This is a genomic window from Paenibacillus mucilaginosus 3016 (assembly GCF_000250655.1).
Taxonomy (GTDB): Bacteria; Bacillota; Bacilli; order Paenibacillales; family NBRC-103111; genus Paenibacillus_G; species Paenibacillus_G mucilaginosus.
The window spans coordinates 662,065-675,787 of record NC_016935.1 but is presented as its reverse complement, the minus strand read 5'-3'; the positions used below and the strand labels follow the sequence as shown (position 1 = coordinate 675,787).

Below are 13,723 nucleotides of genomic sequence, written 5' to 3'. Positions count from 1 at the left end.
AAAACACCAATCCCCGATTCGGCCAGCGGAATGCCAAGTCTCCCGGCCGGCAGAGCTGTTCGTACTGCCGCCGCAAGGTGCCCTCCAAGGAACTCACGTTCTATGCAGGCCCCGGTAATGTAGTGGGAGTCTGCCGCCAATGCAAACCGCAGGCTGAACGCCAGGCATTGATGCGTCTTTAGCCTGGCCGCCGTGTAAATCAAAAAAGAGAAGCCTCCCGGGCCGAAATAAGCCCCTCGACTTCTCTTGCTTCTTCTAATGATACGATGCGGTTGAGAGGACTCGAACCTCCACGGGCGTAAGCCCACTACCCCCTCAAGATAGCGTGTCTGCCATTCCACCACAACCGCAGGTGATGCTCTTCATTATAATGTTTTGGTGTCCGGGAGTAAAGCGCGGATGCCAAGTCCGCTCGCAGCGGCAAAAGCCCCATCAGGAAAGAGTGTACGCATTCTTTCCCGATGGGGCTCCTTTATATGAACCGGCATCCCTTTGGCTGCGATGCCGGATTACAACCCGGCCGAACGCTGCAGACGCTGGGCAATCTGCATGAATTCTTCCGGTCCGATGCCCGGAGCGAACTCTTCCGGCGTCTCGTCAAACTCAGGCACCGGCGCACCTTCCGGGGCACCGTCGATGACTACGAGCGGCTGCCCATCTTCCGGGTGCGGCCCCTTCCAGATGTCGCGGATGCCTTTATAATCCTCGTCACTGAAGGTGAAGAGCTTCGTGTGCAGACCGGCCGCTTCGTATTTGCGAGTGGTCTCGAAGGCTTTGTTGCTCAGGTTCGGAATCGGGATCAGCTTCGTCACATCCACCCCTGTAGCGACTTCCAGAGCCTTCGCATACGCCACAACGTGAACCCCTCCGCGTACGAGCAAGTAACCGACCATCTCCCGCGCAACCGGATGGTCGCTCATTTCATAGACGCGCATCTTGTGAGTCCGCGCCCCGCACTCCAGGAAGAAGTTGTGCAGCAGGTCGAGAATCAGGTTGCCGCTGTTAAACACATACTCCCCGTTCCACGCCTTGCCCATGGAATCGTAAGGCAGCGCCGACTGCGCCCCGGCAATAAAGTGCTGGGTATTGCGGAAGTTCTTCGCATCCTGGAGCGGTGACATATCCGGCTCAGCCGGAGAAGTCGAACCCGCCAGACACAGGTTGATCGCGTTCGTTACCATCTCGACGTGACCGAACTCCTCCGCCGTGATGCTCGCCACAAGATCATAGAACGGCCTCAGCTTCGTTTTGCCCTTGAAGTTAAACGATTGGAACAGGTAGTTATTCAGCGTCGACATCTCCCCAAACCGCCCGCCGAGCAGTTCCTGGACGGCAGCAGCCGCGTTGGGGTCGGCATACGTGGCCTTCGGCAGATCGGCGGCAATTCGATCGATACGTTTGAACAATGGATTTCCCTCCGTTTCTTCTTCGGAACATGAATTAAGCAGCGGGGGACAAGCCCCTCCCCCCTTCATTAACCCCATCTTCTTGGCTGGAAACGGCGGAAACGGTCAAAATTTGACAGAAAAAAGCACAGAGGTGGTCTCCTCTGCGCTCAACTACCCGGCCGGCATCCATGGGCCGTTTTTTATTTTTCCCACACCTGCGGCTCCGTTGAACCTTCGTAGAATTCCACCCGGGTAGGAGTAACCTTCAGAATGACATATTCGGGATCATGCGGCCCTTTGAACCAGGCTTCGAACTTGGCGTTCCAGAGCTTCTCACGCAGGGACCGGTCCTCGCAGACTTCCGCTTTCGCGGCGATCTGCAGAATCTCGTCGGACTTGCGCCCGTCATACCCTACGAGCACGAAGACGTTATTGTTTTCCTTCAGTTCATCCACCTTATCCGTCTTGCTGTTCGTCGCCAGGTAGACCGTCATCCCCTCATGCAGCAGCGCCATATAACGTACCCGCGGCTGATTGCCTGAGACCGTTCCGAACGAACATACATCATTGTCCTCCAGTACCTTCACAATCCGTTCTTCCAGCTGTTCGGTTTTCAACATCGTTCTTCGCTCCCTTCGGAAATGTAGGGTTCTGCCTGCCCATCTCTGCTAGATAGATTACCCGAAAGGAGCGGTTCCCAAACAAACACCCAGCGCGCAGTGAGCACGCCCGGACTGCACGATACTAATAAAAAAAGACCCGAGGGATTCACCCTCAGGTCCTTCTTTCTGTTCCATGAATGCGGTTGAGAGGACTCGAACCTCCACGAGCGTACGCCCACTACCCCCTCAAGATAGCGTGTCTGCCATTCCACCACAACCGCGTATAAGACTGACCCGTAGGGGATTCGAACCCCTGTTACCTCCGTGAAAGGGAGGTGTCTTAACCCCTTGACCAACGGGCCTTATTAATCATTTTGTCGATTCCTTCGAAGCGACAAGTGTTATTATATCGAAGAGCTTGTCCTTTGGCAAGTGTTTTTTTGAAAAAATATTAAGCTGTCGGACAAGGTGTCTTCAGCCACTCTGCCAGGGAGCTATACCACTCCAGCAACCGTCGCTCTATCGGCCGTTTTACTGCTCTTTAGCTTGGAATGGGACTACGTTTGCCCGCTCTCCAGGCCGCCTTTTCACCCCCAGGTGAATGCGGCTTTTTTCATCCACAAATAGAAAAAACCGCCCTTCGGCGGTTCTTCATCGTACGGAGAGAGAGGGATTCGAACCCTCGCACCACTTGCGCAGTCTAACCCCTTAGCAGAGGGTCCCCTTGAGCCACTTGGGTATCTCTCCAAAAAGTTGGCTCCCCGAACAGGACTCGAACCTGTGACAACTCGATTAACAGTCGAGTGCTCTACCAACTGAGCTATCGGGGAAAGACATTTTTTAATTTATCATGAATGCTGTTTCAAGTCAAGCGCCAGCAATTTCAATTTCCCCTTGCATTTACCGCACACGTATTTACGGGGATCGACCTTGCGTTTGCGCAGATATTCCATCGGACAGCTCACGCAGGCGAGCTTGTACTTATACGGCTCCTTGCGCTGAAATGCCTGGGGAAGGGATTGGCAGTAACGCGATCCGCCCACCTTCTCGAGCAGCCACTTGAAGTCCGCATCCTTGTGCTGATACCCTCCGCCCTTGATATGAAGATGATAATGGCAGAGCTCGTGCTTGATGATCTTCTCGACATCTTCCATACCGAATTGTTCGTAATGCAGCCAGGAAATCTCGATATCATGACTGCGCATAAAATAGCGTCCGCCCGTGGATCTCAGCCTCCGGTTGAAACGCGCCTTATGTTCAAACGGTATGCCAAACGACGACAGCGAAATTTGTTCCACCCACAGCTGCAGCTGCCGGTCATCCATTCTTCTCCCATCCTTTGCTCTGATCTCTCTATAGGTTTCTCACTTGAATTGTAACCGCAGGTTGGGCTACACTGTCAAGTAGGAATCGCGGAACAGCGCCTCGGCTTGTTCGATACGCCCCTGTTCCGAAGTACGGAGAGGAGCTTTTAACCCCCATGTCGACGTCCAAAATGAAGTATGCCCTATTGAAGCTGAATGATCAACTCGAATTTGTTGAAATGCCCGCTACGCACATGTATCAGCTCGGCGCACTGAACCAGCGGCTGCATAAGGAACTCGACAAATTGACGGCTCCGGGAGCACCGGTCCTGCCTGTCTTTATCGCCGAATTCGACGGTATCGAGATCGTCCACCCCGGATATGAGGTGCAGCACGGACTCGAGTATATCAATGCGCTCGAGCGCTCGTTCGCCGCTCTCCTCGAGCAGGAGAAGCAGTACCCGCTGATCTCCCTCCTTACCGAGATCCGCGCCCTCCAAGCCCAGCTGGAGCAGTGGTATGAAGAGGAAGAAGAGCTGGCCTAAGCCTTCTCCGTTCCGCCCGCAGTGGGACCTGCACCCCGGAAGCCCGGAGCCCATAAGCTGTAGTACAGAGCAGCTAGAGCGAAGGGACTGATGAGCCTTGCCACAATGGCTTTGCAACCAACTTATGCGGGCATTCTACAACAAGAACCGCCGGCAGATCCGGCTTCTGAACGACTGCTGGTTTTTTTACCGGACCCGCAAATCCGACGAGGAGCCAAGCGACCAGCCGGCCTCCCCGGTCAACCCCTAAACACCCGAATAGAGCATAAGCCCGAGGTCACCGGGACCCACTGTCCAGTGTACGGTCCCATCCTCCGGCCTATGCTCTATTTTTGTTCATCCATCAATGTATCGATGCCTTGGAGGCGGTGTGCCACATGTCATCATGCAAAGCCGCCATGCCCCGGGCAATGCAGACGTTACGCGTCCGCCGGCTTCTTCATCGTGAGGCCGACCCGGCCTTTCTTCGTATCCACGTTCAGCACCCAGACGGTCACCACGTCTCCGACCGACACCACATCCATTGGATGCTTCACGAACGAATTGCTGAGCTGCGAGATATGAACGAGCCCGTCGTTCTTGATGCCGATGTCCACGAAGGCACCGAAGTCGATCACGTTGCGCACCGTTCCCTTGAGCTCCATTCCCGGCTTCAGGTCCTCCAGCTGAAGCACATCCGTACGGAACATCGGCGGAGGCAGCTCCTCCCGCGGATCACGTCCCGGACGCAGCAGCGAGTCCAGAATATCGCGCAGCGTAGGCACACCTACGCCGAGCTTCCCGGCCAATGCTTCCACGTCCGCCTGCTGCAGCTTCGCTTTGAGCTCGGGCGAGCCCAGCTCCGACACGCTGAGCTTCAGCTCGCGGAACAGCTTGTCCACCACGTCGTAGGACTCCGGGTGGATCGGCGTATTATCCAGCGGATTCTTGCCTTCGGCAATCCGCAGGAACCCTACGCTCTGCTCGTAAGCCTTTGCGCCAAGACGCGGCACCTTCTGCAGCTGGGTGCGGCTGATGAACTTGCCGTTGTCGTCGCGGTACTTCACGATGTTCTTCGCCAGTGTGCTGTTGATCCCCGACACGTACGAGAGCAGCGATGGCGAAGCCGTATTAACGTCCACGCCGACATGGTTGACCGCCGATTCGACGACGAACGTCAAGCTCTCGTCGAGCCGCTTCTGCGCCACATCGTGCTGATACTGTCCGACGCCGATCGCCTTGGGCTCGATCTTGACGAGCTCCGCCAGAGGGTCCTGCACCCGGCGGGCGATCGAGATCGCGCTGCGCTCAGCCACGTCAAGATCCGGGAATTCGGTCTGCGCCAGCTTCGACGCGGAGTACACGCTCGCCCCCGCTTCGTTCACGATCAGATACTGCAGGCGCAGCCCCTTCAGCTCCCCGATCAGCTCGGCCACGAACTGTTCCGTCTCCCGCGATGCCGTGCCGTTGCCGATCACGACGAGCTCCACGCCGTATTTCTCGATCAGCGCCTTGAACTTCGCCTTCGCCTCGGCTACCTTGTTGTTCGGCGGCGTCGGATACGTGACGGCAATCTCCAGCATCTTGCCCGTGTCGTCCACCACAGCCAACTTACAGCCTGTCCGGTAGGCCGGGTCAACGCCCAGCACCACTTTGCCTTTAACCGGCGGCTGAAGCAGCAGGTTGCGCAGGTTCTCGGCGAACACCTCGATCGCCTTCTCTTCCGCCTTTTCCGTCATCTCGTTACGCACCTCGCGCTCGATCGACGAAGTCATCAGCCTTTTGTAGGCATCCTCAACGATCGCCACCAGCGTATCCCTGACAATCGACGGCCCCTTCACAACCTGCTTGATCATAAAGTCATGGATCCGCTCCACCGGAACATCCAGAGACACCTTCAGAATCTCTTCCCGCTCTCCGCGGTTAATCGCCAGGATCCGGTGGGGCGGCAGCTTCCGTACAGGTTCCTGGTAGCTGTAGTACATCTCGTATACGGATTCGGCCTCCGCATCCTTCGCTTCGGTCCGCAGCACGCCCTGCTCCGTCGTATGGCGGCGGACCCAAGCGCGGATTTTGGCATCGTCGGCAATGCTCTCCGCCAGAATATCCATCGCGCCCTGCAGCGCTTCCTCCGGTGTATTCACGCCCTTCTCACCGTTCACATACCGGCCTGCTTCCCCCATCAGATTGCCCTGCCGGGGCTGCGACCAGATCCACTGGGCGAACGGCTCGAGGCCCTTCTCCTTCGCTACGCTGGCCCGCGTCTTGCGCTTCTGCCGGTACGGCCGGTAGAGATCCTCGACCTCCTGCAGCTTCACCGAGGCTTCGATCGAACGCTGCAGCTCGTCCGTCAGCTTCCCCTGCTCATGAATGAGGCGCAGCACCTCGAGCTTGCGGTCCTCCAGGTTGCGCAGATACGTCAAGCGCTCCTCGATATCCCGCAGCTGGTTCTCGTCCAGCTCCCCGGTCATCTCCTTGCGGTAGCGCGCTATGAACGGAATCGTGTTGCCTTCCTCCAGCAGGCCCACGGTCGTCTTCACCTTGCCTGCCGGCAGCGACAGCTCCCCCGCAATCTGCTTCAGGATGCGCTCGCGTACGGCCGCTCTCTTCTCATCAGTCATCTCCAGTACTGGAGTCTCTGTTCCCTCTTGTGTCATCGGCTGCCTTCTTCTCCTCTCAACTCGTAGCCCGGTATACAGCGAAAAAGCAGGGGCATACGCACCCCCGCCTCCGGCTGGCATCACATTGTTTTTAAAATTCAATCAGTCCGACACTTATCTGAAGGGCGTCATCGACCTTGCGCATGGTTTCTTCATCCAGATGGGTAATCTTATCTGTAAGACGCTGTTTGTCTATGGTGCGGATCTGCTCCAGAAGGATGACGGAATCCCTGTCAAAACCGTGCGCTTCCGCGTCGATCTCCACATGCGTGGGCAGCTTGGCTTTCTGAATCTGGGCCGTGATGGCCGCCACGATGACCGTGGGACTGAATCTGTTACCGATATCATTCTGAATGATCAGAACGGGCCGGATACCGCCCTGCTCGGACCCCACCACGGGGGACAGATCTGCGAAAAAGACATCGCCACGTTTGACAATCAACCGAGTCACACCCCGCTCACCAGACGGTCAAGCGTGGTATCCGCCTCTTCCTCCGCTTGGAATGCTTCCGAGGCCATATGAAGGTTGATCTTGGCCATTTCCATGTATCCACGCTGCATGGTTTCACGCAAATGCCGCTTCTTGCGCTCAGTCAAATAAAGCTTCATCGCTTGTCGGATGAACTCGCTCCGATTGGAATTTTCCTTTTCCACGAGATAGTCCACCTCCTGCAGCAAATGGTCCGGTAAACTGATCATAATTCGTTTCGTGTTCTGCACATTGGCCACCTGATCATGCACCCCCAAAAACATACAAGCACCCTACTTCCATTATGGCAAAAGTTCTGTAAATATATACAAAAGCAATATATGCACAGAGTATAGCGGATATGTTATACCGGGAGGCTCCTGAAACCATGTCTCCCTACATATTCGCGGCAAACCATGAAAATCCTCTCAAGCCCTCCGAAAAAAATCGATGGAAATGAAATCCTTTCGACACGGCCTGTCAAACCCTGACCTGGATGCTCCTTATTTGCGCTCCCATAAATGCCGCAGCAGCGGATTGATGGTCGAGACCACTTGCCCCCCGCGGATGTACATCCGGGGCACCCGGTGGGAGATCATACAGACGACTTCGTAATTGACTGTGCCCAGCCACTGCGCATGCTCTTCCGCCGAGATGGTCTCGCTCCCCTGCCTTCCTAATATGACGACTTCTTCCTCACTAGAAATATCGGCAAGGGGCGTAACGTTCATCATACACTGGTCCATGCAAATTCTCCCAACGATCGGCACGCGCCTGCCGCGGATCAAAGCATACGCCTTGCCCGTCAGCATCCGGGAGAAGCCGTCCGCATACCCGATGGGCAGCGTCGCGATCGTTTCCTCTTCCTGGGACCGGTAGACTGCGCCATAGCTGATACCCTCGCCTGCAGGCACCTTCTTCAGCATGACGACACCGGTCTTGATACTGAGGACCGGCTGCAGGTCGACCCGCTCCTTCATGACCTCATCCGACGGATAGAGGCCGTACATGGAGATGCCGAGCCGCACCATGTTGTAGGTGAGCTCCGGCGTATCAATCGCTGCTGCACTGTTGCCGGCGTGCACATAGGGGAACTCGATTCCCCGGCTCCGGAAGTGTTCCACCACCTGCTGAAAACGCGCGTACTGCTGCAGCGTATAGCTTTTGTCCTCTTCGTCCGCGCACGCATAGTGGGTGAACAGCCCTTCCACCTGCAGTCCGGGAATGCCTAGCGCCCGCTCGATGAGCGTGACGGCCTGCTCTTCACCGGTTACGCCGATCCGGTTCATTCCTGTGTCGACCTTGATGTGAATGCGCAGCGGCCGCTCCCGCGGTCCGAGTCGTTCCCAGGCATCCAGAAGTTCATCCGTGTACAGGTTGAGCGTGATATCATGGTTCCAGGCTGTCTCCAGCCCTTCCGGCGGCGTGTAGCCCAGCACCAGAATCGGAGCGGTAATGCCCGCCTTCCGAAGCTCCAGGCCTTCGTCCAGGAATGCTACCGCGATGTATTCCACACCGCACTGCAGCACCTCCCGGCACACCTCCACCGCACCGTGTCCGTACGCGTCGGCTTTGACCACCGCCATCATCCGCACATGCTCCGGCAGCACCCTGCGGAACTCTCCGATGTTATGGCGCAAAGCATCCAGCGAGATCTCCACCCGCGTAGGACGGTAAAACGAATCCATTCCTCCACCTTCTTCTGCCTCAATAGATCTTACAAAACCCAGGGAAGCCACCCTTCGGGGGCCTGTTAGGCGTCCCGGAGAGAGCTTCCCTGGATGGTCAATCGCTAAACCCATGTTAATCCGTTCCACGGCAACCTGTCAACGTAGAAATTGGTAATTCCGGAGAGGATGCACCGTGAAACCCTTCCAATAGGTTATTTATTTGCCCAATTCACCCTGAACCGCCTGGGCAACCTTGATCATCTCATCCTGCGGCAGATCCGCTGTCGAGAGGCGGAATTCCACGCCCTCGGAGGTCCACACGAGCATCTTCTTCGCATCCCCGGTGACCACGCCCAGCGTGAATCCGAGGTCAAGCACATCGCCCGGCAGGTAGGACACTTCCTTGGTCGTCGGACGCGACTCGAGCAGCGTGAAGTTGTACTTGCCGGAGTAGCGCAGCATCACCGCTTTGTCTTCGCCGAGCTTGACCTCGGTCATGTCCTGGCGCTTCACGCCGCTCGGCAGGTAGTGCGGCTCAATCACGCCGAACGATGCCGTCTGCTTCGCCGTGGAGCCCGCAGCGCTGGATCCGGCTCCGGTATCGGCTGCCGGGCCGGCTGTGCCGGTGGCCGCTGGGGCCGTGCCCTGGCCCGCCGCGCCTGCGGCGGCTTGGCCTGCCGTGCCCGCACCGGCGGCTGCCGTGCCGTGCGTGTCAGCGGCCCCAGCGGCGCCGTGGGCGCCTTCTGCCGCGGTGCTGCCTGCTGCGGCTCCGCTGGTGCCGGCAGCTGCCGTACCGCTCGCTGCGGCGCCCTCAGCGCCTTTGCCGGCTGCGTTCGAGCCGCCCGTCGCACCTGTCGCACCTGCTGTACCCGTTACTCCGTTCGCCGAAGTGCCGCCCGCCGCCGATGTGCTGCCGGCAGCCTCGCCGGCCTTTTCCTTCCCTGCCTCCTCATGCTTCATCGTCGGCAGGGTCTTCATCTGCCAGCCGGTCATGTTGTGCTGCATATCGAACTGCGCTTTATCAAACTTCGCGTCAAACTGGAATTCGCTGAAGTTCAGCTCCACCATGACATTCGCGCTCGCATCCGATACTTCCACATGCTGCGGCTGATACGTCTTCTTATCCAGCCAGATCTTCTGGCGTACCAGCGAGCTGTTCTGATAGTTCGCCGCTACATCGAACACGTACGCTTTCTCATCCTCTGCGAACTGGCGGTCCGTATCGTTTACAATGCTTTCTACAAGCGACTGGTACAGATAGACTTGTCCCTGATTGTTCGGCCAATCGCTCTGGAAGCGGAAGCTTTTGTTCAGATGAGGTGTCAGTACAAAAACGCCGTCATCGTTGCGCAGTACGATCTGGGTAATATCCTTCTTCGCGTTGGTCAGCGAGATCCGATAATACGATTCTGCCTGGAAGCACACTTCCACCTCATACTCCTGCGCTTCCGCACTCGTATTGAGCTTCATGACCCCTTTGGCATGATAGCTCTTCATGCTGCCGACCACCTTGTCCAAATCCTTCACGATCGAACCCGCATCCTTCTTCCCGCAGCCGGTCACCACCAAGGCCATACACAACATCACAAGGGCGACTACCCATGTATACCGACGCATCCCTTCATCCCCTCCACGCCATAGTCAAGATTCCATCTGATAACATGTCTATGTGGGGACTTGGCCCAATATGCAGACAAGGGGTACAAAGAAAAAACTCCTGCAACCGTTGGTTGGAGGAGTTAAATTAGTTACCTGGCTATCATATATGAACCAAATAAAATTGCCGCTACACCAACCCATTTGGAAACCGTGATGACTTCTCCAAATACAAAATAAGCAGCCAGTAATCCCAGAACATAAGCTAGACTTTGCAAAGGGTATGCTACACTTAGGTTCATTCTACTTAATACAACAAACCATAATGCTGTAGCAACCCCGTATAAAGCTAGTCCACTTAGAATATAAGGCGAAAAAATTGCCTTCCATAAGTTCAATGGGCCAATTTTTTGAATGCCTAGTTTAAATAAAATCTGTCCAGTAACCAGGAGCAAAATATTGCCCAATAAAATAAGGTAATTAGTCATTTTCTAATTTTCTTTCTTGTTCCATAATAGCGACAGCTTGACTAAGCCTTAGAACTCTGTCTGTCAATTTAGATATAACCATAGTTAAATGAAGAATAAAGACAAAGCAAAATAGTAAACCGAATAGGAAAATAAGAGCAGGTGCGTATAATACACCAAGCATTGCGGCCACTACTTCGACCAATTTTACATTTATTGAAATAATAAAAAGAACAATCCCAAACAATATCCAAAGTAAAGAATATTGCTCTTTTAACTTTTGCCTACGTACCATATCAAGAATTACTAGTAGAAACAAAATTGAAAATATAATTGATAATGTGTAAACACTCATCGCTAAACCCTCGCTTTAGAAAACCGCAATGCATTCATGAACAGAGACAAGGTTACTTTAAACATGTAATAGACAGACTTAAATGCATTTATTGAGCTTTCCCCTTCCATACGATTACGCATTTCCGTTGAGACTTCGTGAAGAGTGCAGCCTTTATACTTTAGATACACAATAGCCTCTACTTCCGGATAATCCATAGGATAGTAGTTACAATAAAGGTCTATTACTTTTTTGTTAGCTACCCTATAGCCACTTGTAGTATCCGTAAATTTCTGGTGAGTAAGCATGGTTACGACATTTGAGAAGAAGATCATTCCAATTCTTCTCATAAGAGTTGAACTGTAAGCTGTCTTTGTGACATAACGCGATCCAATCACAAGGTCATTATTTTCAGCCGCCTTCAAAAGCTTTGGCAGGTCTGCAGCATTGTGCTGACCATCGGCATCAATTTGGACCGCATAATCGTAGCCATTCCTTTGAGCGTATAGGTAACCGGTCTGCATTCCCCCACCAATCCCCACATTAAAAGGCATGGTAATCACTTTAGCCCCCGCCCATTTAGCTACTTCCGCTGTACGGTCCTTTGATCCATCATTAACTACCACAACGTCAGCGGTCGGTACGTAATGCTGGATCTCTCCAATAACATGAGCGATGCTTTTTTCCTCATTATAAGCAGGAATAATAACTAAGGTTCTATTTTTTATCACCGTTATTCAATCCCCATTTCAGAATTATAACCCAAATATTACCAAACCATATCCTACAACAGCCAAAATCTCCTAAGTACTTTGTCCAAAGAAACTAGTAAAATAATGAATATTAATAGTATATAGATATACTGCTTATTTATTTTTTTTAATATTGGAGCTAATAAATAAAATGAGTACATCATAATAAGTATAATAGGAATAAAATACCTTCCCTGCAATCCATAAATAACATTTCCATTCTCTTGAGTCCATGTTAGATAGAGCATCGATTGAATAACTACTGTGGATAAAATACCAATAAATAACAGAACTATTCCTTGCTTTACATTGTTCTCACTACTAGTATTATTCTTCATTTCACTAACTAGATTAGACACCAATAAAATTACAAATATTATAGCTGCAAAATAAGGAGCTGCTGTCTCTCCCCAACCAAATACTCCGAAAAACTGAACATATAGATAGTCAAATTCTATAAAAGTATTGATTAACTTACCAATAAATAGATACGGATTATATAATATTGATTCCAGTTGTACTCTTGGATCATTAGGAAAAGTTATATTAAGACCTTTTACAATAAATGCCCACGACAGGACTACGGTAACACAAGCAATAATGATAGTTGATATACTAATAATAAATTGCTTAAAGGTTCTCATCTTTTTTACTGGAATGATAAGAATTAAAAAACAGAAAAAAAAGTAAGCATTTTTGGAGGCTGCTACAATAATTACAACAAACAACAGTAGGAAGAATTGTTTTTTTGAAATATATTGAACTCTATTATCAAATGTTAAATACATAATATATGCAATAAATAAAAATAAAATAGCGTTTGTTAATGCATCAGCACTTAAAGAAGCAGCTTGATTAATAGTCATAGGCATTACTGCTAGCAACAATAGCCCATATTTAAGTTTTGGAAGTAAACGAATGGCTAAATAGGTTATACAAATATAAACTATTAAATTCATCAATCTTCCAAGATAAAACATTGACAACAGACTAAGATTAAACCCCCTCCCTAATTTTATCCCAATGGCTTGGGGTAAATATACTATGGGATGATAAACTGATGCTGCAGAAAAATTAATGAATTCTCGTTCAACAGATGGGTATATCATTGAAGCTTTCTTTATATTATTAATATCTTCTTTATTTTGATAATTACGTGTGATGGTATGTGCACCGATTGCAACCTCGAAGTCTTTTATTGACTTTGGGAGATAGTTTCCTACTTGCCCCTTCAATTTTTGACTAACAAAGTTCCCCTCTGATATTTCATACGAACGATAAAAGTGAAAAAATTCATCAGCTGCTTGGAAAGGAGGAACCAATACCAACCAAGCGCTCCCAAACACAAATGAAGCAATGAGGAAAATATGGTGTGGTTTCATTCTTTCAACTAAATTTTTAGCAGTTCTTGTTTTTATGAATAAAAATAATAAGAGGCAGATAAGTTCAGTTGTAATAATTATAATAAATCTTAAAATATTAAAATCAAATAGAGGTATCGAATTGAGTTTGATAGATTTTAAATGAATTACTGTGTCGGCTTTGTCAGTGAGATCAATTCGTAAATCTTCAATTTTTTTAGGTGTTTTTAACACTATTGAGTATGTCTGTTTGTTTTTATCTGTTATTAGCTTTTCGGAGTTATTCTCACTATAAGAAGTGTTATTTTGTTCTTTAAAATAAAACTGCAAGATAGAATTATTGGGATACTCTGCTTTGAGCTCTATAGAGTAGATTGTCTTATTTATTTTATTTTCTATCCAGGGGTCATTAGATACTGATTTATAAACGCCGGGGGAAAGCACATCAAAGTCTTTAAGAATAATTTCGTCAGGCTGAATATTAATTGTATCTCTAGAGGGAAACGAAAAATATTTATAATTAAACGCAAATATCTCAACCAAGCAAGCCAGAAAAAGCATTAAAACACCAAATATTATTTTCTTATTCAAGTTTA

14 protein-coding genes and 5 tRNA genes are annotated in these 13,723 nt (G+C 51.0%); 2 read left to right on the top strand and 17 right to left on the bottom strand.

Features of this window, described 5'->3' with window-relative positions:
* Positions 1–267: 267 nt before the first annotated feature.
* From PM3016_RS03050 to PM3016_RS03015, 8 genes are all read right to left on the bottom strand, one after another.
* Positions 268–350, bottom strand: a tRNA-Leu gene (locus tag PM3016_RS03050).
* A gap of 159 nt (positions 351–509) precedes the next feature.
* Complete coding sequence (locus tag PM3016_RS03045; protein ID WP_013914417.1) at positions 510–1,406, bottom strand: manganese catalase family protein; 897 nt, start codon at positions 1,404–1,406, stop codon at positions 510–512.
* A 182-nt stretch (positions 1,407–1,588) separates the two neighbouring features.
* A complete protein-coding gene (locus PM3016_RS03040) occupies positions 1,589–2,008 on the bottom strand; it encodes a pyridoxamine 5'-phosphate oxidase family protein (protein WP_013914416.1) in 420 nt (139 codons plus the stop codon).
* Positions 2,009–2,188: 180 nt separating this feature from the next.
* Positions 2,189–2,271 (bottom strand) — tRNA-Leu (locus PM3016_RS03035).
* 9 nt (positions 2,272–2,280) lie between these two features.
* A tRNA-Glu gene (locus tag PM3016_RS03030) sits at positions 2,281–2,352 on the bottom strand.
* A gap of 297 nt (positions 2,353–2,649) precedes the next feature.
* A tRNA-Ser gene (locus PM3016_RS03025) sits at positions 2,650–2,737 on the bottom strand.
* Positions 2,738–2,744: 7 nt separating this feature from the next.
* Positions 2,745–2,820, bottom strand: a tRNA-Asn gene (locus PM3016_RS03020).
* A gap of 18 nt (positions 2,821–2,838) precedes the next feature.
* Positions 2,839–3,315: a SprT family protein gene (locus PM3016_RS03015; RefSeq protein WP_014368385.1), complete on the bottom strand. Its 477-nt coding sequence runs from the start codon at positions 3,313–3,315 to the stop codon at positions 2,839–2,841.
* Positions 3,316–3,470: 155 nt separating this feature from the next.
* Between PM3016_RS03015 and PM3016_RS03010 the strand changes: the two genes are divergently transcribed.
* Positions 3,471–3,839 carry a hypothetical protein gene (locus PM3016_RS03010; protein WP_013914414.1) on the top strand — a complete coding sequence of 123 codons (369 nt, stop codon included), beginning with the start codon at positions 3,471–3,473 and terminating at the stop codon, positions 3,837–3,839.
* A 97-nt stretch (positions 3,840–3,936) separates the two neighbouring features.
* Positions 3,937–4,089 carry a cortex morphogenetic protein CmpA gene (cmpA, locus tag PM3016_RS37810; protein WP_143768091.1) on the top strand — a complete coding sequence of 51 codons (153 nt, stop codon included), beginning with the start codon at positions 3,937–3,939 and terminating at the stop codon, positions 4,087–4,089.
* Between the two features lie 169 nt (positions 4,090–4,258).
* On the opposite strand, the gene PM3016_RS03005 is transcribed toward cmpA, so the two are convergent.
* From PM3016_RS03005 to PM3016_RS02970, 9 genes are all read right to left on the bottom strand, one after another.
* Positions 4,259–6,475 carry a Tex family protein gene (locus tag PM3016_RS03005; protein WP_014368384.1) on the bottom strand — a complete coding sequence of 739 codons (2,217 nt, stop codon included), beginning with the start codon at positions 6,473–6,475 and terminating at the stop codon, positions 4,259–4,261.
* Between the two features lie 94 nt (positions 6,476–6,569).
* A complete protein-coding gene (locus tag PM3016_RS03000; protein WP_014649298.1) occupies positions 6,570–6,920 on the bottom strand; it encodes a type II toxin-antitoxin system PemK/MazF family toxin in 351 nt (116 codons plus the stop codon).
* A gap of 5 nt (positions 6,921–6,925) precedes the next feature.
* Positions 6,926–7,207 (bottom strand): CopG family ribbon-helix-helix protein, encoded by a 282-nt coding sequence (locus PM3016_RS02995; RefSeq protein WP_041617724.1) that lies wholly within the window; start codon positions 7,205–7,207, stop codon positions 6,926–6,928.
* Positions 7,208–7,450: 243 nt separating this feature from the next.
* A complete protein-coding gene (gene alr, locus PM3016_RS02990; RefSeq protein WP_014368382.1) occupies positions 7,451–8,635 on the bottom strand; it encodes an alanine racemase in 1,185 nt (394 codons plus the stop codon).
* Positions 8,636–8,833: 198 nt separating this feature from the next.
* Positions 8,834–10,234 (bottom strand): outer membrane lipoprotein-sorting protein, encoded by a 1,401-nt coding sequence (locus tag PM3016_RS02985; protein ID WP_014368381.1) that lies wholly within the window; start codon positions 10,232–10,234, stop codon positions 8,834–8,836.
* Between the two features lie 131 nt (positions 10,235–10,365).
* Positions 10,366–10,701, bottom strand: coding sequence for an EamA family transporter (locus tag PM3016_RS36985; protein WP_081484299.1), 336 nt, complete (start codon positions 10,699–10,701; stop codon positions 10,366–10,368).
* Positions 10,694–11,035 carry a DUF2304 domain-containing protein gene (locus PM3016_RS02980; protein WP_041619021.1) on the bottom strand — a complete coding sequence of 114 codons (342 nt, stop codon included), beginning with the start codon at positions 11,033–11,035 and terminating at the stop codon, positions 10,694–10,696. The genes PM3016_RS36985 and PM3016_RS02980 overlap by 8 nt, the downstream gene beginning before the upstream one ends.
* Before the next feature lie 2 nt (positions 11,036–11,037).
* On the bottom strand, positions 11,038–11,745 hold the full coding sequence (locus PM3016_RS02975; RefSeq protein WP_014368380.1) for a glycosyltransferase family 2 protein: 708 nt from the start codon (positions 11,743–11,745) through the stop codon (positions 11,038–11,040).
* A gap of 53 nt (positions 11,746–11,798) precedes the next feature.
* Positions 11,799–13,718, bottom strand: a complete 1,920-nt coding sequence (locus PM3016_RS02970) for a DUF2142 domain-containing protein (RefSeq protein ID WP_014368379.1) — start codon at positions 13,716–13,718, stop codon at positions 11,799–11,801.
* Positions 13,719–13,723 lie beyond the last annotated feature (5 nt).